Here is a 19,527-nt window from a genome sequence, read left to right on the forward strand (position 1 = left end):
ATGAAAAGATAGGTCTAGTAATGGCACATCAACATACATCTTCATGTTGCAGTCAATCTAATAAAACAATCGTTTATCAAAACATTGATCTCGTTTGTGGTATGTACGTTGAAGAAGATTCTGAGCACTATTCTGACTATGTAGGAATTCGTTATTTATTCTGTTCGGCGGGTTGTAAGCAAAAGTTTATTGAGCAGCCTGAGCATTATTTGAATAAAAAACAGTCTGGAAAATCTTCATGTTGTTCTCAAGAGAGTGAAGAAAAGCGTTCTTCAAGCTGTAATGCAATTTCAGAACAAGATAATGAAGTCATTAAGACATCGACATGTTGTGCCCCAAAGCTTGAAGAGAAAAACAACAGTTCTTGTTGTAATCCTAAAACAGAAGCACAATCAGTTCCAGAATCGATAAAACAATCGTCTTGCTGTGGTGGCGGATCAAATCAACACCAACATGGAGCAGATCCTAATCAAGCAGAGATTGATCCTGTTTGCGGTATGTCGGTTAAAACGACGACAACTTTAAAAACAGATTATCAAGGTAAAACATATTATTTCTGTAATCCTTCTTGTGTAGATAAATTCCAAAACGATCCTGAGTTTTATCTCATTCCACTAGATCAACGTTCTGTTCCTGAAGGTGCAATGGATATGGATTATACCTGTCCGATGGATCCAGAAATTGTGCAAAAAGGACCGGGTACATGTCCAATCTGTGGTATGGCACTCGAACCCATGCAACCTAGTTTAGATGATGGTCCAAATCCTGAATTAGTTGATTTTAGTAAGCGTTTTTGGACGACTTTGCCTTTAAGTTTATTGGTGATGATCTTGGCAATGGGATCACATATCCACGCTTTTATATCGCCACATATTCAACCGTGGATCGAATTAGTACTGAGCTTACCAGTGGTGTTATGGGCAGGTTATCCAATTTTACAACGTTGTTGGGTATCGTATAAAACACAACATCTCAATATGTGGAGCTTGATTGGTGTAGGGGTGTTAGCGGCATTTATTTATAGTGTGATTGCTACGATTTTCCCTGCGCTGATTCCTATTGAAGCAAAAACAGGTCATGGAGTCGCCGTCTATTTTGAGGCAGCGTGTATGATTGTTTCTCTGAGTCTGTTAGGACAAATTTTAGAACTAAAAGCTCGTTCTCAAACGGCAAACTCATTAAAAGAACTTTTACGCTTACAGCCAAGCAAAGCGAAATTGGTTCAAAATGGTCAAGTTGTAGAAGTCGATATTTCAATGGTTAAACAGGGTGATATTTTGCAAATATCATCTGGTGAGCAAATTGCATTAGACGGTGTCGTGATCGATGGGAAAACCTATGTTGATGAGTCGATGATGACGGGTGAGCCTGTACCTGTGAAAAAGGAAAAAGATGATCAGGTCATTGGTGGAACAATTAATCAACAAGGTTCTATTCGAATCCAAACGACGGCAGTGGGTACCAACACAACGCTTGCAAAAATGATTCAAACTGTTGCAGATGCACAACGCTCAAAAGCGCCGTTACAACGAATTGCAGATGTGGTCGCAAAGTACTTTGTGATCGCTGTGCTAAGTATTAGTGTGCTGACTTTTATTGCATGGATGGTATTTGGAAAAGCACAATTTGACTTAGCATTAATGTGTGCCGTTGCGGTTTTAATTATTGCCTGTCCTTGTGCATTAGGTTTGGCAACGCCTATGTCCGTTATGGCTACAACAGGTCGCGCAGCACAAAAGGGAGTATTATTTAAAGATGCTGAATCGATTGAAAACTTAAGTAAAGTCAATACGTTGATTATAGATAAGACAGGAACATTGACGCAAGGTAAACCCAGCCTAAAAGAAATTCAGCCTTTGTCAAAAACTTATGATCAAGCACAAATCGAATTATGGATTGCGTCAATTGAACAATATTCTACGCATCCCATAGCGCAGACTTTAACGAAATTGGTCGAACCAACAAAATTATTAAATGTCTCAGCATTTGAAGATGTTACGGGCTTTGGAGTGAAAGGAAATATTGAAGGAAAAACATTATATATCGGCAGTCAGAAACTGATTGAACAATTAGATCTATCACTAAGCGATACATTGCTCAAAGAGCTTGATCAGAAACGTGCAAAAGGTGATGTAATCAGTTTTCTAATGTCAGAACAAGAGGTGATTGCCTATGTTTCGATTCATGATGCGATTAAAGAGAATGCCAAAGTAGTCATTGATCAATTACATGCAGATGGTATTACCGTGATCATGGCAACGGGTGATCATGAAAAAAATGCGCAGATGGTTGCAGATATTTTAGGTATCCAAAAGGTCTATGCCAATCTTGATCCTAAGCAAAAGCTTGAAATTGTACAACAGGCACAAGCACAAGGACGAATTGTTGCTATGGCTGGAGATGGTATTAATGATGCGCCAGCACTTGCACAGGCGAATGTAGGTATTGCAATGGGAACTGGAACAGATATTGCCAAACAGACAGCGCAGGTGACGTTAGTCAAAAGTGATATTCAAGGTATTGCACAAGCGGTGCATATGGCAAAATTAGGTGTCAAAAATATGAAGCAAAATCTTGCATTTTCCTTTATTTACAATGGACTTGGAGTGCCTGTGGCAGCAGGATTGTTTTATCCACTTACAGGTTTATTGCTTACGCCAATGTTTGCGGCAGTTGCAATGTCGCTCAGCTCATTGTCTGTTGTCGTAAATGCTTTACGTTTAAATAAATCATAATTTGAGTCTGAAAATGAATAACCTATTCTCACAGGCTGAGAATAGGTTTTTATTTTTGACTCAATTGACATCATCAAAAAGAAAGCAGTCATTTCTATTTCCAGTCTTTGTCTTTAACGTGGATAAAACTATTGGGAAATAGCTAAAATGGACGATCAAATGCAAAATAATAAACCTAAAACGGTTATCAAATCTTTACTCGCGACAAGCCTAATCGCATCTTCTTTGTTATTTAGCAACCTAAGTTATGCTGCACCTGCAGAAAAACTTGATTTAACCCTTTCCGCGCATTCACAGAATAAAATTAAAAAACTGCTGAATGATCCGAAGGTTTGGGATCAAATTCCAAAGCAAGTAACTTTATGTGTTTATTCACCGAGTGGGGAACATGGTGAGGCATTTGAACAGGCAACCAGTTATTTAACAGAAATTCCACGAATTGTCCGTATTGCAAAGCAATATGGCGTGAATATGAATGTGACACGCCCATCTAATCTTCAAATGAATTTAAGTTTCGATTATCCAAAACTAAAAAAATCTGCCTCGACATTGGTTAGTCTTAAAGTCTATACCAATGAAAGTGTTTTAACTGAGGATTTTCGTAGTAAACGTTGCGATGGGGCAGGCATCAGTAATTTAAGAGCTAAACAGTTTAACAAGTTTGTTGGCAGTATAGATGCAATTGGCGCGGTGCAAACCTATAAACAATTAACTGCGGTAATTCAAACTTTAGCTAATCCAAAATTTGATGAAAAAATGATCAATAAGGATTTTGAAGTTGTTGGAGTTGTGCCGTTAGGTGGTGCTTATATTATGGTTGGAGACCGTAATATCAATACATTAGCTAAGGCAGCGGGAAAGAAAATTGCGGTTTTGCAGTTTGATGAAACCCAAAAGAAACTGGTACAGAATGTAGGAGGGCAGCCTGTCGCAGTGGACTTATTAACCGTTGGACCAAAATTTAATAATAAAGAAGTTGATATCATGGCGGCGCCAGCAATCCTATTTGAACCAATGGAATTGCGTAGAGGTATGACCGACAAATCAGGTAAAGTGGTTGGTGGAATTATTAAATTTCCTGTGATTCAAGTGACTGGAACATTGATCATGCATCGTAATAAATTCCCAGCTGGTATGGGTTCAATTGCGCGTGAGATTATTTCAAAACAATTAACACCAGCTTTTGAATTTGTAGATAAGCTTGAAGGTCAAATTCCTGAGAAGTATTGGATGACATTAAATCAAAGTGATAAGCCTGGATACATTCGATTAATGCGTGAAGCACGTATTCAAATGACCAAAGAAGGCTATTACGATCCAGATATGATGAAATTACTAAAACAAGTTCGCTGCGCACAAGATCCGAGTAATTATGAATGTGCTCTAAAAGATGAATAATTTTCTAATTGCTGTTACAGCATAGAAAAAGTAATGGAAATACTATGATTGATTAATAAGCTTAGTATTTCCAATTTTTGATCAATTTAATGATAATTCATATCCAAAGAACTGATCATTGGGTGGATAGAAATGATTTATTTTATAGAAATTAAAAACTATGGGATAAATTATGAATATAATTCATCAACTCAAAAATAAATTATTACAACAAAATATTAAGCTAAATAAGCCAGCAACATGGCAACAGATATTGGCTTTTGAATATAAATATCGAGTTAAATTATCACCCATTTTAAGCGCTTACTTTTTAGAATTTAATGGTATCGCTGCTGGAGATATGGATGAAAATTATTTTACATTTGTTTCTTTGGCCGAATTTCAGTCTGTTGAAACTATTTTAAGCTATGGTGATAAAGATAATCTTTTATATCCGAACTGTTTTGTATTTTCAGATTATTCAATGTGGTGTTGGGGATATGCAGTACAACTCGACCAAATAGGTTCAGATGGTGTGATATATCAAGTGGCTGGGTCATCAAAAAGAAAAGTTGCAGATTCCTTCACAGCATTTTTACAGCAATATTTAATTGATAGTGATGAATTATTATAGAATTATAGGAAATATTAGTGCGGTTGAATGCGCGAAGAGGGTATAGAAAATAGATACTCCAGAGATGCCGCTGCATGTCGTTACCCTTGAACCCTAAAGTTCAAGGTGGAGGTGACGCATACTTGCTGGGTTTCCTACACGGGGTAGGCATACGCTCTAAATACACAGAACACCATCCTAATGTGATGATATCGGCTCAGGGGAATCAGACCCGCTGGCGAACATCCTAGAGATAGCTTTAGTATAACTAATCTTTAGATGATCGCAATGCTTACATGTAAAGATACTTATTAATTGATGGGGCTTTGTGCAATTTTACTCAACAGTTTGTTCAACATCTTCCAAAATGGTTTGCAACAAGTGTTCGCAATGTGCATATTCTTGCAAAGATTTATTTAAACTAAATACTTCTTGTGCCATTTGTAGTGCAACCATAATCACCAATTTATTGTGTTCAACTCGTGGTGCATTACGACGCATATCATGAAATTTCTGATTCAATAACTCTGCCGCACGCTCTAATTCTTCACGCTTATCATTGGTCGTATTTAGGCGGAATGTCTGTTCGATTAAGCGAAGCTCTACAACAATTGGTTCACTCATGATCAGTTCTCCTCTTGAGTTTCAGCATTCGGATGCGCGAGTTGCTGAATTTCTTGTGCATGTTGATCTTGCGCAGTACCTAAAATTGCAAGGCGTTGAATAATTGCTTCAACCTTGGATTTTGCCAATTCATTTTTTTGAACTAAGCGATCACGATCTTGCTGTAAATCTTGAATTTCTTGCTGACTGTGTCTTTGTTGCGCTTGTAATTTCTCTTTATTGACGCGTAGATCATTGCGTTCAGCCAAAATCTCTTGGAAACGATTTTTCAGATCAGTGGTACTTTTTTCCAAACGGCTATAACGTTCAGCTAAAGTTGTTGCATCATTATTCAATTGTTTAAATTGATCTTGTAACTGAGCCAGTTGTTCAGTTAAGTTATCAACTTCTTCCTGCTTTTGCGTGATGATGCTATTTTTCTGCACAACTTGTGCATGATGATCAGTTTCAGCTAATTGTTTAGCTTCAGTGAGCGAAGTGTTCTCTCGCTCTAAATGATGTAAGCGTGTTTTTAAAACACCAATATGCGCTTGTAGACGCTGTAATTGTTCTAACATAACGAAGGTCGCACAGAGTTGCAATCAAAGGTAATATATACAGCAGTATAGAGATTGGATAAACGAATGCAAGACGATATTTCAGGTTGGAACGAATGGAACACTCATTTTGATGGAATTGAAGAAATATCAAGTCCAAGTGAGTTACATGGGTTGCTCACAGGTATAGTTTGTGTGACACAAGCGCCAACCACAGATGAATGGTCACAAATCTTAAACACCTTGAATGTGCCTGCTTTACAACGAGAAGCATTAGAAGCTTTAACTGAAGAAGCAGAAGATGTGGCGAATGCTTTATCAGATGACGAATTAGATTATTTACCGATGTTACCCGATGATAGTCATTTGCTTGTAGAGCGTGTTCAAGCATTGGCAGATTGGTGTGCAGGTGTAGTCCTTGGTTTTGGTTTAGCATCGGGTCATATTCGTGGCGAAGAACAAGAGTTGATTCAACATTTACAAGATGTTGCAGCTGTCGAGTTTGAAGACTCAGATGACGATGAAGACGGCGAAGAAAGTTATCAAGAGTTATATGAGTTTGTACGCTTGATTCCAGTGAGTTTGTCGATTGGTCGCACTAAAATTTCTGTAGCTGAGAGTTCATTATTAAAAAACTTTCATGCTAAAAGTAGAAATCAAGAAGTAGCTGTCGATCCACAAACTGTGGTTGAAATGTTTACTCCACATCGTCCGAGTTAATAAGGTAATTAAATCTCCCTAAATCCCTCTTTGTAAAAGAGGGACTTTCTAGTTGTAGGATAGTATGAAATTAAGTCAAGCCGATTTTAAAAAACGCCGTGATCTTCTTGCTGAGAAAATAGGTAATAACAGCATTGCAATTATTGCGACACGAGCAGAAATGTATCGTAATCGTGATGCTGATTATAAATATCGTGCAGACAGTAGTTTTTATTACCTCACTGGATTTGCCGAGCCTGAATCAGTTGCCGTTATTGAAACCTTTGCAGAAGGTGAAGACTATAGTTACAGTTTATTCTGTCGTGAACGCGATCGTGAAATGGAAATTTGGCATGGTTACCGTGCTGGCGTTGATGGCGCAATTGAAACTTTTGATGCTGATGAAGCATATGCAATTGATTTATTAGATGAAGAAATCATCGAAAAACTGATCAATAAACAACGTCTTTATTATCGTATTGGTCAACAAGCAGAGTTTGATGCGCGTGTCAGTGAGTGGATTAAAACAGCAGATGCAGAACAGCGCCGTGGTAATGCAGCACCAGCTGAATTGATTCAACTTGATCGTATTGTTGATGAAATGCGAGTGAAAAAATCGGCGCAGGAAATCGAGTTGATGCAGATCGCATCGAATATTAGTGCCGAAGCGCATACTCGTGCAATGCAAACGGTTGAACCTGAGATGATGGAGTACGCCCTTGAAGCGGAACTCAACTATATCTTTGGTAAAAACGGCTGCGTACCATCGTATAACAGTATTGTTGGTGGTGGTGAAAATGCCTGTATTTTGCATTATGTTGAAAACAACAAACCACTAAAAGATGGTGATTTAGTGCTGATTGATGCAGCGTGTGAATATCAATTCTATGCGTCAGATATTACTCGTACTTTTCCTGTAAATGGTAAATTTAGCCCTGAACAAAAGGCTTTATATAACGTTGTTCTTGAAGCGCAGCTTGCTGCGATTGATGCAACACGTATTGGTAATCACTATAAATATCCGCATGAGGTGGCTGTAAAGATTTTAACTCAAGGTTTGGTTGATCTAGGTCTGTTGAGCGGCGATGTAAATGAGTTGATTGAAAGCGAAGCGTTCCGTCAATTCTTTATGCATGGCACAGGACATTGGCTTGGTATGGACGTACATGATGTCGGTGCGTACAAGACAGGTGAACACTGGCGTGCTTATGAAGCAGGTATGGTGGTTACAGTTGAACCAGGTTTATATGTTGCGCCTGATGATGAAACAGTCGATGCAAAATGGCGTGGCATTGGTATTCGGATCGAAGATGATATTGTGGTAACTGAAAATGGTCCATTGGTTTTGACTAAAAATGTGGTGAAAACCGTTGAAGAAATTGAAAGTTTGATGGGTCAATCAGACTAATTTTATATAGAAAAGCTGATTCTAAAGAATTGGCTTTTCTATCCTTTTAAGATATCAATTTAATAAATTATTCAACGTAATTTTAGCTTATGATAATTTTTATGTGCGATTGTATATTGGCGGTGTACAAAAATACTAATCAAAATAGTGATCAAATTCATAGTGTTTTACCAATAAAAATCTGTATTAGTAGTTTTTTTGAACATTAAAATACTTTGTTGGTTTTATGTATTTCAAAAGTTTATGTTGTTGTTTGGTCGGTAAGATAAGAAAATATTTGTATTATATATGGTAATAATTTAAAAAAAAGACAGTTAGGTATATGCTAAAAATTCATAGATATTCTTTATATTCTCTACCTAAAAGACTTCGCTTATAAGACTTAATTTTAAGATGTACAGGAAGCCTTAAAGTTTTTACTAATAATTAGAGTCATGAATATTTTTAGAATAGAAAACGCCAAATAACTCTCATTTGACGGTTTCTATAAACTACGTATTTAAACTTACTCAAAGATATTTAGTGCTATTAATTACCGCGATAGGTTGAATAACCATAAGGACTGATTAAAAGCGGAATATGGTAATGTTCAAGCTTTCCATCCACTGTGAAAATCACAGGGACTTCTGGAAAAAATGAAGTCTGTTTTTCACGTTCAAACCATTCACCAGTTTTAAAAGTGACTTTATAAATACCTTTTTGAAATGCTGCATCTTTTGGATAAAGATCTGGAATGCGACCTTGTTGGTTTGTTGTGCTCGTACTCAGCTGCTTCCATTGGTTGTTTTCTTGCTTTTCCAAGATTACTTTTACTCCAGCAGATGGCAGCCCATTTTCTAAGTTAAGTACATGTACACTTAAAGGGTTTTGAGCAAAGCTGAAGGTCGATAGTGTCAATGTTAAAAAAGGCAGTAATAGCTTTGTCATTTGATTCAACCTAAAAATAAAAAAATATTTTAATCATTTGTTCAAAATATAGGTTTAAAAAGTGTAAATGGAACTTGAGTCGAATATAAGTTGTCATCTAAATAATTTAAGATAAGTAGGTTAAGTTTTTAAAATCTAATACTGCTATCTGAGAATTAAAGTTCCAAATATTTTCAAAGGGCAGAAATAATTTTCATTTTGTATTATTTCGTAGCGAAATGTCGTTATCACGATATATTACATTGACTGAGAAGTAATCAGAGCTGATACTCTCATGTTTTATTTAAGCTAACCGGTTCGCAAGAGCTGAATTTTAAACTTGCTCTTATTATTTCGTAGCGAAATGTCACTATCACAAGATATTGCGTTGACTGAGATTCGATGAGGATTGATACTCTCAAGCCTTATTTCAAGCAAACCGGTTCTAAGAAGATGGGCCAAAAGCTCGCTTCTAAACTCAATTCAACACAAGGGGCTATATATGGCTGGTGGAAAGTCAACAATCATTTACACACTAACTGATGAGGCGCCACTGTTAGCGACCTACTCGTTGCTGCCGATCATTGAAACCTTTACTAAGCCAGTTGGCATCGAAATCGTGAAAAGCGATATCTCTGTGGCTGTACGTGTACTCGCGGAATTCCCAGAATATCTTAGCGATGAGCAAAAAGTGACAAATAACCTTGCAGAGTTAGGTCGTCTCACGCAGGATCCAGATACAAATATCATTAAACTGCCAAATATCAGTGCTTCGGTTGCTCAATTAACAGCGTGTATTAAAGAGTTGCAAGCTAAAGGATATGCAATTCCTGATTATCCAGAAAATCCAACAACTGATGAAGAGAAAGAAATCAAAACACGTTATGGCAAGTGTCTTGGCTCTGCTGTAAACCCTGTATTACGTGAAGGTAACTCTGACCGTCGTGCGCCAGCTGCTGTTAAAAACTATGCGAAAAAACACCCGCATTCAATGAGCGAGTGGAAACAGTGGTCACAAACTCATGTTTCTCACATGGATGAAGGAGACTTCTACCACGGTGAAAAATCAATGACGCTTGACCGTGCACGTAATGTGAAAATGGAACTCATCACCAAGTCTGGTGAAACTATCGTGCTTAAGCCAAAAGTTGCGCTTCAAGACGGTGAAATCATTGACTCAATGTTTATGAGCAAAAAAGCATTGTGTGACTTCTACGAGAAAGAACTCGAAGATTGTCGTGAAGCAGGCATTCTGTTTTCATTACACGTAAAAGCGACAATGATGAAAGTATCACACCCGATCGTCTTCGGTCACTGTGTGAAAATTTACTACAAAGATGCTTTTGAAAAGCACGGCAAGTTATTTGACGAACTCGGTATCAATGTTAACAACGGTATGGCGGGTCTTTATGAAAAGATCGCTACTTTACCGACATCTTTACGTGAAGAAATCATCGAAGATTTACATGCTTGCCAAGAACACCGTCCAGCGCTTGCAATGGTTGATTCTGCAAAAGGTATTACCAACTTCCATTCACCAAATGACGTGATTGTAGATGCTTCAATGCCTGCAATGATTCGTGGTGGCGGTAAAATGTGGGGTGCTGACGGTAAACCTTACGATTGTAAAGCAGTAATGCCTGAGTCAACGTTCGCACGTATCTACCAAGAAATGATTAATTTCTGTAAGTGGAACGGTAACTTTGATCCACGTACGATGGGTACTGTGCCAAACGTAGGTTTGATGGCGCAAAAGGCAGAAGAATACGGTTCACACGATAAAACGTTTGAAATTGCAGAAGCGGGTGTTGCCAACATCACTGATCTTGAAACAGGTGAAGTGTTGATGTCTCAGAATGTTGAGGAAGGCGATATCTGGCGCATGTGTCAGGTGAAAGATGCACCAATTCGTGACTGGGTGAAACTTGCAGTAACACGTGCACGTAATTCGGGTATGCCTGCGATTTTCTGGCTTGACCCATACCGCCCACACGAAAATGAATTGATCAAGAAAGTTGAAAAGTATCTTGAAGAACATGATACAGATGGTCTTGATATTCAAATCATGTCACAAGTTCGTGCAATGCGTTATACGCTTGAGCGCGTAGCGCGTGGTTTAGATACGATCTCTGTGACAGGTAATATTCTTCGTGACTACTTAACAGATTTATTCCCAATCATGGAATTGGGTACATCTGCGAAAATGCTTTCTATCGTGCCGTTAATGGCGGGTGGTGGCATGTATGAAACAGGTGCGGGTGGTTCAGCACCGAAACATGTACAGCAGTTAGTTGAAGAAAACCACTTACGTTGGGATTCTCTTGGTGAGTTCCTTGCATTGGCTGTGTCTTTAGAAGAACTTGGTATCAAAGAAGACAATAATCGTGCGAAATTGCTTGCCAAGACACTTGATCAAGCGACAGGAAAATTGTTGGATAACGACAAATCTCCATCACGTCGTACAGGTGAACTTGATAACCGTGGTAGCCATTTCTATTTAGCGTTGTATTGGTCAGAAGCATTAGCTGCTCAAGATGAAGATGCTGAGTTAAAAGCGAAGTTCGCTCCTCTAGCAAAAGCACTCGCTGAAAATGAACAGAAAATTCTTGCTGAATTGAGTGAAGTGCAGGGTAAAGCAGCAGATATCGGTGGTTATTATGCAGTTGATCCAGCGAAAGTAAGTGCTGTAATGCGTCCAAGCTCAACGCTTAATGCTACGCTTGAAACGATTTAAGTTTTAATACTTAATGATAATTTTGTAAGTGATGTAAGAAAGCCGATGTGAAAACATCGGTTTTTTTATAAATTTTCTTAAATTTAATCGTTGTTTGTTTACGTATTTAAATTCTAATAAAGTATAAAAATTAGTTCGAAATATCTGAGAATAGATGAACAAGCGAAGTTTAAGTATAGGAATCATAGCTACAGCGATTTGGATTGGATTTATTGCGTATGTTTCGATTTTTACGGGATTAGAGCAACCTAGATCTTTAAATGAATTAGGTGATTTCTTAGCTGGTGTTTTCGCATCAATTGCTTTCTTTTGGTTAATTTTAGGGTATATGCAACAGGGCAAACAGTTAGAGCAAAATACTAAAGCTTTAGAGCAACAAGAAAGAGCGCTTCAACTTCAGATTGATGAGATGAGAGAAGGGATAAAACAGCAAGTTGAATTAGTTAAACTTCAACGACAACAGCTTGATGAACAGCATAGGATACTCGAACCAAGATTTATTATTTCTCAATCTAAAGTAAATTCTCCTGTATATGGTACTAGCACAGATCCTAATATAGATATTAACGATAATATAGTATTTGTTGTGATCAATTACAATATAGAAAATTTAGGAGGAGATGCTTTTAACTTGAGGATAACTCATCCGAAGAGTAAGGAGATTTTTAAAAAAAATTGGTACTGTAAAAGCATCTACATCTGAAGAAATTAGATTTGAATTAACGCAATTTCAAATAGATCAATTAAATCAAAAAAAAGAGTCAGAAGATTCATTAGATTTCTTTTATGAATGTAAAAATGGGCGTTTAGTGAAATATGAATTGCTTGTTAATGTATTCCAGACGAACTATCCTTTTTATGGTGTAAATCTCTTTTTAAAGAGAATGGATTTTTGAAATAGACTAAAATTTTAAAGCCCACATGAGAGAGTGGGCTTTAAAACATCTAAATTTTAGCGACTATTGCGGCTACGTCCGCGTGGCGCTTTAGTATTTGGACGTGTTGTACCATTGGTCTTACGACGTGGTTTATCAGCTTCATCAGTTTGCCAAATACGTGTTGTACCGCCACCTGATTTTTTCTTCCCTTTAAACGGTTTTTCACCTTTTTCTTCACGTGCTTTATCTTTGGCACGAGAGAAATGCGGTTTATTATTCGTTTTTTTAGCGAAAGAACGTCCTTCATACGGTTTATCCGCAGGAACATCTTTAAAGTCAGGATATAACAAAGGTTCAATTTCAACTTGTTCGCCAGGCTGTAAACCTAATTTGACCACATCAATAGAACCGATTTGAGTACGAATCAAACGTAAAGTCGGGAAGCCTACAGCCGCAGTCATACGACGAACTTGGCGATTACGTCCTTCACAAATTTGTAATTCAATCCAAGTGGTTGGAATGCTCGCGCGAAAGCGAACAGGTGGATTACGTTCCCATAACCATTCAGGCTCATCTACTTTTCGAGCTTTAGCTGGCAAGGTTATACCATCAGACAGTTCCACACCTTTTTGTAATTGTTCAATGGCTTCGTCTGTAACGTCACCATCAACCTGAGCAAGATAGGTTTTATATTTCTTATTGTCAGGATGGGTAATAAACTGATTTAACCCTCCGTGATCAGTAAGAAACATTAAGCCTTCAGAATCTAAATCTAAACGACCTGCAATACGGAGTTCAGGGTCTTTAATAAAGCTTGAAACCGTTAAATGTTTTTCATCTTCACGAAACTGTGACAAAACGTCAAAAGGTTTGTTGAATACGACTATTTTCATATGAGTATACTGCTTTGGCTATGGGCGGCATCATAACAATAAAGGTTTTTATTTAACGCAAAAATGTTGTTATTTCACGTATAAATCACAAAAAAACCTGTTTTGAACTTAAACTGTTTCATGCAATAAAAACGAAAGTATGCCACAGAAGGCATAGTGATAATCGCTAAATACATGAGGGAGAACCTGCAAAATGGGTTATCAGAAGATCGTGGTTCCTACAGACGGTGATAAAATCACAGTAAATGCAGACCTGTCACTGAATGTTCCAAATCGTCCAATCATACCTTTTATTGAAGGTGATGGTATTGGTGTGGATATTACACCAGCTATGAAGTCAGTAGTAGATGCTGCTGTATTAAAAGCTTATGGTGGCAAACGTTCGATTGAATGGATGGAAGTCTATTGTGGTGAAAAAGCAGACAAAATTTATGGCACTTATATGCCAGAAGAAACTTTTGAAGCTTTAAGAGAATTTATTGTTTCGATTAAAGGACCATTAACGACACCTGTTGGTGGTGGTATTCGCTCTTTAAATGTGGCATTACGACAAGAATTAGATTTATACGTCTGTGTGCGACCTGTACGTTGGTTTGAAGGCGTTCCTTCCCCAGTGCAACATCCAGAACTGACTGATATGGTGATTTTCCGAGAAAACTCAGAAGACATCTATGCTGGTATTGAGTGGAAAGCTGATTCTGACGAAGCGAAAAAAGTTATTAAATTCTTAAAAGAAGAGATGGGTGTAACAAAAATTCGTTTTGATACAGGTTGTGGTATTGGTATCAAACCTGTTTCTAAAGAAGGAACCCAACGCTTAGTCCGTAAGGCGATACAATTTGCGATTGATAATGATAAACCTTCTGTGACCTTAGTGCATAAAGGTAACATCATGAAATATACCGAAGGTGCGTTCAAAGAGTGGGGCTATGAGCTTGCGATGGAACGATTCGGTGGAAAACTTCTTGATGGTGGACCTTGGGTAACAATTAAAAATCCAAGAACAGGCAAAGACATTATTATTAAAGATGTGATTGCTGATGCATTTTTACAGCAAATTCTCATGCGACCAGCTGATTACTCTGTGATTGCCACGCTTAACTTAAATGGTGATTATATTTCTGATGCACTTGCCGCAGAGGTCGGGGGGATTGGTATCGCACCGGGTGCAAATATTGGTGGTGCAATTGCAGTTTATGAAGCAACGCACGGCACTGCACCTAAGTATGCAGGACAAGATAAAGTTAATCCGGGTTCGATCATCCTTTCAGCGGAAATGATGCTCCGTGATATGGGGTGGACTGAGGCAGCCGATCTCATCATTCAAGGCGTTTCAGGCGCAATTGAAGCGAAGACAGTCACCTATGATTTTGAGCGTTTAATGCCAGGAGCAACTTTATTAAGATGTTCTGAATTTGGACAGGCGATCATCAATCATATGGGAGATTGATTGTTATTCAACAAGAAAAGGGCAGTAACGACTGCTCTTTTTTATTTTTTCACACATACTTAAACTGGGTATTCACATAATGTCTTTGTAAAATTGAGTCACATAGATATCAATATGTTAACTTGATTAAAACAGCTTCAGATCGAATATAAAATGTCTAATTTATTGAATACCCTCGTTCATGATTTAAAGAAAAGCATAAGTCCGCACGGAAATTATGTATTAGATGCCTACACTAAATTGAAAAAAATTCCAGGTGGATTAACAATACTTTCAAAGATTGTTAGTCGCAAAGCACCTTACTTTCAAACGGTTGATCCAATTATTATCAAACTTGAACGCAATTATTGCGAAGCAAGAATGTTAAAAAATAAAAGCGTAGAAAATCATATTGGTACAGTTCATGTGATTGCGATTTGTAATGGTTTGGAATATGTGATGGGGGTACTTACAGAAGCATCTATTCCAGCCCATCTCAGATGGTTGCCAAAAGGGATGCAGGTCAACTATGTCGCTAAATCTAACTCAGATATTAAACTGATTGCGCGTGTTGAAGATGAATGGAAAGCTGGCGATCTGAATGTTACGATTGAAGCTTATCGTGAAGATGGAGTCATAGTTGTGCAAGGTGTGATCACGCTTTGGGTGACAGAAAAGCAATAAGAGCAATTTTAAACGTTCATTTATTCAGAAATATTATTGAGCGTTATCATGGATTGAACTCAATCAAATTCGATTGTGTTTTTAAGCAGAAAATATAATTGATCACCATGATTTGAAATAAATTGAGAAGATATCCGAATCTAATATGTGGTGTATCGTAAATTTAGGAAAATCTGTATCTATATTTTTTATATCATACGTTCAAAATGTTAAAAAACTTGAAGAGTTATATGCAATGAAGATGTATCAAGTCGATGCTTTCACTCAAACCTTGTTCAAAGGGAATTCCGCAGCGGTGATTGTGGTTGATGAATGGTTAGATCAAAACTTAATGCAAAATATCGCATTGGAAAATAATTTATCTGAAACAGCTTTTGTAAAAAAACAAGATGATGCTAATTATGAAATTCGTTGGTTTTCACCAACAGATGAGGTTGCCTTCTGTGGACATGCGACTTTAGCCAGTGCCTTTGTTTTATTTAAAGATTTTACCACAGTAAAGACGATACAATTTCATGTGAAAGACTTGGGCATTTTTATCGTTACTCAAGATGACGACGGTAAAATTAAGATGAATTTCCCAATTCGTAGAGCAGAGTTAATCACGGAATATCCACAAGTATTGCGTGAAGGTTTAACGAAACCGTTTAAAGCTGTGTATCTAAATGCTCAGGCATATATTGTTGAGTACGAAACAGTGCAAGACGTACTGGATGAGCAACCCAACTTAGAAAAGTTAAAGCAGCTTGGTAAAGTACGTACAGCGATTACTGCTTCTCAACCAGACGTGGCAATTACAGCAAGAGGTGAAGGACAGTTTGATTGTGTGTCACGTTATTTTGCACCTGCGGTTGGTATTGATGAAGATCCTGTGACTGGTTCAATTCATACCGCGATCGTTCCACTTTGGGCTGATAAACTGAATAAAAAGCAATTGGTTGCCTTTCAAGCTTCAAAACGAGGCGGTATTTTAGATTGCGTTATTCAATCTGAAGATCGAATTGAGATTTCGGGCTATGCAAAACTCTATATGCAAGCTGAACTCGTAATCTAAATTTTTACTCAAGCACTATAAAAACCAAGAAAAAAGCTGCTTAAATCGGCAGCTTTTTTCAAAACATAACTATTAAAAATATAAATCGTTCACTAGTATAGTTCCTTGTTTTTATTTAAATCACCAATAATTCTTGGATAAATTATGTTAATGCGGTTTAAGCAACTAACTCTCTCTCTTTGTTTGATCGGGTTGAGTGCGTCGTCTTGGTCTCAGGCTGTACTCGTAAAAAGTGAAAAAAATATTGAAGAATATAAATTAGATAATGGTTTTAAAGTTATTCTTGCGCCAAATGAAAAAGAAAACAAAGTTTATGTGAACACGATTTACTTGACCGGCTCACTCAACGATCCAAAAGGGAAAGGTGGTCTTGCTCATTTGTTAGAGCATTTGGCATTCAAGGGTACTCAAAATGTCAAAGGTGATGAGTTTCAACGCCGTCTTGATCAATACACCTTAATGACCAATGCGAGTACCGATTATTACTCTACCAAATATTTAAATATTGTTCGTCCAGAAAAAGATGCACTCAATGAGATTCTATACCTCGAATCTGAGCGTATGGATAAATTGGTGTTACAAGAAAAATTTGTGCCTTCTGAAATCGAAATCGTAAAACGTGAAAGAGAGATTCGTATGGATCAACCTTTTGCCGTAATGATGGATCAAGTCTGGAAAGCAGCTTATGGCAATCAATATTTAGGTCGGTTGCCAATTGGTGACTTGCCTGAATTAAAATCAATCAAAATGAATGAGCTGAATCAGTTTTATCGAACATGGTATGCACCGAATAATGCAATTATGGTCATTTCTGGAAAATTTGATAAAACTGAAGTATTAAATAAAATTGATCAGTATTTTAGCCCGATCCAAGCTCGATCAGTTCCTGAACAAGTGAAAGTGCCTGTACTCGATTCTACTAAGATTCAACAACGCCAGTTTACGGTACAAAAAGGCAGTGATCTTGCGAAATTCCATATTTATATGAATGGAAAAGACAGTAAGTTACAACCCGCTTTAGCTCTTGCTCCAGCACTGTATACCATGCAGCCAAGTGGTGCTTTATATAAAAGCATGGTCGAAACAGGGATTTCTACAGCAGTACAATCAACCACATGGTTAGATCAGGATTTTAATTTAGTATTTATGGGGGCGATATATGCGCCGAATCATGATGCTAAGAAAGTGAATGAATCATTGACTCAAGGTGTTGAAAATAGCCAAGCATTTTCTGAGGTTGAATTGCAGCGTATCAAAAATATTACCCAAAATTCTGCTGATTCGATTATGAATGATGCAGTTGCCTTAGGTTCGCGTCTCAGTGATTATGCGGTATCTTCCCATGGTGAATGGAATCAGTACTTTAAAGATTTAAATGCAATTAAAGATTTAAAACTAAACGAAGCAAATCAAACCCTAAAGCAGTTTTTAGTTGCTTCGCACCGTATCTCTGGTGATATTTTACCGACTCCTGAAGATCAGAAAAAAGCCATGACACTTCAATCTGAAGAGCCAAAAAAGACTTTAGATCAAAGTAGTGAAAAGCCAGAACCGTTAAAAGATGTTGGTGTTTATAAACAAGAAGTAGCTCAATTTGTCTCGCAATCTGCTGAAGAGTTGCAAAAAAATGAGCAGAAAATTCAGCGTGGTGAGTTAAAAAATGGTATCCGTTACGCTTTATTTCCAACGTCAACACGCGATGATAAAACCTATGCCACGATTAGTTTAGATTTTGGTGATGAGAAGTCTTTATTTGGTAAAGGTATCACGCTTGATTTAACCAGTTATCTTATGTTGCGTGGCTCAGAAAAGCATAGCTTGCAAGAAATTACCGATCGAGCAATCGCAGCAAGTGGTGGCGCGTCAGTAAGTACCAATGGCAATGGTATGACCATTGTGGTACAAGCCAAGAAAGACAAATTTGAGGATTTCTTAAACTTTGTTATTGATGTGGTTAAGCAGCCAAAATTTTCTCAGACAGAGTTTGACTTAGCTAAAAATCAAAGTTTATCTGCATTAGATCGTCCTTATACAGAGCCTGATGTTGTTTCCTCAATGGCGATTTCAAAAATACTTGAAATTTATCAACCTGGGGATTTGCGTTATCACTTTGATCCTGAGTTAGCAAAAAAACAATTAACGGAAGCCACACAAGTACAAGTTAAACAATTTTATGATCAATTCTTCGTAACCAATCATGCTCAAATTGCGGTCACAGGTGATTTTGATGCCAAGAAAATGCAAAAAACGTTGCAGAATGCTTTTGGAAGTTGGAAAACTCAACAGCCATATAAAAAAGTGAATGGTCAATATACGCCGTATAAAGCGCAAAAAGTTCATGCACTCTCTGAACAGCGTGAGTTTGGTAGTTATCAGAGTATTTTAACGATGCCAGTGGGTTCGTATCATCAGGATGCTCCCGCATTGATTATTCTGAGTCATATAATGGGGAACTCTCAATTATCTTCGCGTTTGGCACAAGAACTACGTGAAAAGAATGCACTTGTGTATGGCTTTGGCAGTAATTTAGATTTAGATTCCGATATTGATAGCGGTTGGTTAAGTATCACTGCGAATTATACCGCTGGTCGTTCTGATCAAGTTTCAAAATCTGTTCATAGGGTATTAACTGATCTTTTAGAGAAAGGTGTTACAGAACAAGAAGTTGAAGCAGCAAAAGCTGACATCATGAAGAAGCGAGTAACTTCACTACAAGATGAAAGAAATATTCATGGCATGCTAACAGGACAACTTGAACGACAAAGAACTTTGTTAGATCGAGCGAAACGAGATCAAGAAATCGCTAAATTATCAAAAGCTGATGTTGATGCTGTGATCAAAAAATATATTAAGCTTGATCAATTTGTCGAAGTCATGGCAGACCAATATGGTAAAGCTCAGTAATTCCTGAAAAGAACCTTGCTTTTTCTAAGTACATCAAAAGAGGTCGAAAGTGA

The 19,527-nt window shown here is 37.5% G+C and carries 15 protein-coding genes and 1 other RNA gene; 11 read left to right on the forward strand and 5 right to left on the reverse strand.

Annotated elements, in window-relative coordinates; translation table 11 throughout:
• Window positions 1-20 precede the first annotated feature (20 nt).
• The 3 genes from NGC85_RS05035 (at window position 21) to NGC85_RS05045 (ending at window position 4,746) form a co-directional block, all read left to right on the forward strand.
• Window positions 21-2,735 carry a heavy metal translocating P-type ATPase gene (locus NGC85_RS05035; RefSeq protein ID WP_254805050.1) on the forward strand — a complete coding sequence of 905 codons (2,715 nt, stop codon included), beginning with the start codon at window positions 21-23 and terminating at the stop codon, window positions 2,733-2,735.
• A gap of 159 nt (window positions 2,736-2,894) precedes the next feature.
• Entirely contained in the window at window positions 2,895-4,133 is a 1,239-nt protein-coding gene (locus tag NGC85_RS05040; RefSeq protein WP_254805051.1) for a putative solute-binding protein, read from the forward strand.
• Between the two features lie 172 nt (window positions 4,134-4,305).
• Window positions 4,306-4,746: an SMI1/KNR4 family protein gene (locus NGC85_RS05045; RefSeq protein ID WP_254805052.1), complete on the forward strand. Its 441-nt coding sequence runs from the start codon at window positions 4,306-4,308 to the stop codon at window positions 4,744-4,746.
• A 52-nt stretch (window positions 4,747-4,798) separates the two neighbouring features.
• On the opposite strand, the gene ssrS is transcribed toward NGC85_RS05045, so the two are convergent.
• From ssrS to NGC85_RS05060, 3 genes are all read right to left on the reverse strand, one after another.
• Window positions 4,799-4,982, reverse strand: a non-coding RNA gene (ssrS, locus tag NGC85_RS05050) — 6S RNA.
• Between the two features lie 79 nt (window positions 4,983-5,061).
• Window positions 5,062-5,349, reverse strand: coding sequence for a cell division protein ZapA (locus NGC85_RS05055; RefSeq protein WP_005052918.1), 288 nt, complete (start codon window positions 5,347-5,349; stop codon window positions 5,062-5,064).
• A gap of 2 nt (window positions 5,350-5,351) precedes the next feature.
• Window positions 5,352-5,906, reverse strand: a complete 555-nt coding sequence (locus NGC85_RS05060) for a hypothetical protein (protein ID WP_254805053.1) — start codon at window positions 5,904-5,906, stop codon at window positions 5,352-5,354.
• A 66-nt stretch (window positions 5,907-5,972) separates the two neighbouring features.
• On the opposite strand from NGC85_RS05060, the gene NGC85_RS05065 reads away from it, so the two are divergent.
• Window positions 5,973-6,605: a UPF0149 family protein gene (locus NGC85_RS05065; protein ID WP_254805054.1), complete on the forward strand. Its 633-nt coding sequence runs from the start codon at window positions 5,973-5,975 to the stop codon at window positions 6,603-6,605.
• Between the two features lie 64 nt (window positions 6,606-6,669).
• Window positions 6,670-7,992, forward strand: a complete 1,323-nt coding sequence (gene pepP / locus NGC85_RS05070; RefSeq protein WP_254805055.1) for a Xaa-Pro aminopeptidase — start codon at window positions 6,670-6,672, stop codon at window positions 7,990-7,992.
• Window positions 7,993-8,520: 528 nt separating this feature from the next.
• On the opposite strand, the gene uraH is transcribed toward pepP, so the two are convergent.
• Window positions 8,521-8,919, reverse strand: a complete 399-nt coding sequence (gene uraH / locus NGC85_RS05075) for a hydroxyisourate hydrolase (protein ID WP_169109627.1) — start codon at window positions 8,917-8,919, stop codon at window positions 8,521-8,523.
• 481 nt (window positions 8,920-9,400) lie between these two features.
• On the opposite strand from uraH, the gene NGC85_RS05080 reads away from it, so the two are divergent.
• Entirely contained in the window at window positions 9,401-11,632 is a 2,232-nt protein-coding gene (locus tag NGC85_RS05080) for an NADP-dependent isocitrate dehydrogenase (RefSeq protein WP_254805056.1), read from the forward strand.
• A gap of 154 nt (window positions 11,633-11,786) precedes the next feature.
• Window positions 11,787-12,335, forward strand: a complete 549-nt coding sequence (locus tag NGC85_RS05085) for a hypothetical protein (protein WP_254805057.1) — start codon at window positions 11,787-11,789, stop codon at window positions 12,333-12,335.
• A gap of 249 nt (window positions 12,336-12,584) precedes the next feature.
• Here NGC85_RS05085 and NGC85_RS05090 read toward each other — a convergent pair whose 3' ends face one another.
• A complete protein-coding gene (locus NGC85_RS05090; RefSeq protein WP_254805058.1) occupies window positions 12,585-13,403 on the reverse strand; it encodes an rRNA large subunit pseudouridine synthase E in 819 nt (272 codons plus the stop codon).
• Window positions 13,404-13,596: 193 nt separating this feature from the next.
• On the opposite strand from NGC85_RS05090, the gene icd reads away from it, so the two are divergent.
• The 4 genes from icd to NGC85_RS05110 all read left to right on the forward strand — a co-directional run bounded on the left by icd (window position 13,597) and on the right by NGC85_RS05110 (window position 19,474).
• Window positions 13,597-14,853 carry an NADP-dependent isocitrate dehydrogenase gene (gene icd, locus NGC85_RS05095; RefSeq protein WP_005062826.1) on the forward strand — a complete coding sequence of 419 codons (1,257 nt, stop codon included), beginning with the start codon at window positions 13,597-13,599 and terminating at the stop codon, window positions 14,851-14,853.
• Between the two features lie 153 nt (window positions 14,854-15,006).
• On the forward strand, window positions 15,007-15,516 hold the full coding sequence (locus NGC85_RS05100; RefSeq protein WP_254805059.1) for a hotdog fold domain-containing protein: 510 nt from the start codon (window positions 15,007-15,009) through the stop codon (window positions 15,514-15,516).
• Window positions 15,517-15,751: 235 nt separating this feature from the next.
• Window positions 15,752-16,570: a PhzF family phenazine biosynthesis protein gene (locus NGC85_RS05105; RefSeq protein ID WP_254805060.1), complete on the forward strand. Its 819-nt coding sequence runs from the start codon at window positions 15,752-15,754 to the stop codon at window positions 16,568-16,570.
• 144 nt (window positions 16,571-16,714) lie between these two features.
• Window positions 16,715-19,474, forward strand: a complete 2,760-nt coding sequence (locus NGC85_RS05110) for a pitrilysin family protein (RefSeq protein ID WP_254805061.1) — start codon at window positions 16,715-16,717, stop codon at window positions 19,472-19,474.
• Window positions 19,475-19,527 lie beyond the last annotated feature (53 nt).

Origin of the sequence: Acinetobacter sp. Z1, from assembly GCF_024296945.1 — a bacterium.
GTDB classification, from domain to species: Bacteria; Pseudomonadota; Gammaproteobacteria; order Pseudomonadales; family Moraxellaceae; genus Acinetobacter; species Acinetobacter beijerinckii.

Coding starts and splice junctions, on each gene's coding strand:
- NGC85_RS05035 (WP_254805050.1), top strand. CDS start 21: ATGGCACATCAACATACATCTTCATGTTGCAGTCAATCTAATAAAACA.
- NGC85_RS05040 (WP_254805051.1), top strand. CDS start 2,895: ATGCAAAATAATAAACCTAAAACGGTTATCAAATCTTTACTCGCGACA.
- NGC85_RS05045 (WP_254805052.1), top strand. CDS start 4,306: ATGAATATAATTCATCAACTCAAAAATAAATTATTACAACAAAATATT.
- NGC85_RS05055 (WP_005052918.1), bottom strand. CDS start 5,349: ATGAGTGAACCAATTGTTGTAGAGCTTCGCTTAATCGAACAGACATTC.
- NGC85_RS05060 (WP_254805053.1), bottom strand. CDS start 5,906: ATGTTAGAACAATTACAGCGTCTACAAGCGCATATTGGTGTTTTAAAA.
- NGC85_RS05065 (WP_254805054.1), top strand. CDS start 5,973: ATGCAAGACGATATTTCAGGTTGGAACGAATGGAACACTCATTTTGAT.
- pepP (WP_254805055.1), top strand. CDS start 6,670: ATGAAATTAAGTCAAGCCGATTTTAAAAAACGCCGTGATCTTCTTGCT.
- uraH (WP_169109627.1), bottom strand. CDS start 8,919: ATGACAAAGCTATTACTGCCTTTTTTAACATTGACACTATCGACCTTC.
- NGC85_RS05080 (WP_254805056.1), top strand. CDS start 9,401: ATGGCTGGTGGAAAGTCAACAATCATTTACACACTAACTGATGAGGCG.
- NGC85_RS05085 (WP_254805057.1), top strand. CDS start 11,787: ATGAACAAGCGAAGTTTAAGTATAGGAATCATAGCTACAGCGATTTGG.
- NGC85_RS05090 (WP_254805058.1), bottom strand. CDS start 13,403: ATGAAAATAGTCGTATTCAACAAACCTTTTGACGTTTTGTCACAGTTT.
- icd (WP_005062826.1), top strand. CDS start 13,597: ATGGGTTATCAGAAGATCGTGGTTCCTACAGACGGTGATAAAATCACA.
- NGC85_RS05100 (WP_254805059.1), top strand. CDS start 15,007: ATGTCTAATTTATTGAATACCCTCGTTCATGATTTAAAGAAAAGCATA.
- NGC85_RS05105 (WP_254805060.1), top strand. CDS start 15,752: ATGAAGATGTATCAAGTCGATGCTTTCACTCAAACCTTGTTCAAAGGG.
- NGC85_RS05110 (WP_254805061.1), top strand. CDS start 16,715: ATGTTAATGCGGTTTAAGCAACTAACTCTCTCTCTTTGTTTGATCGGG.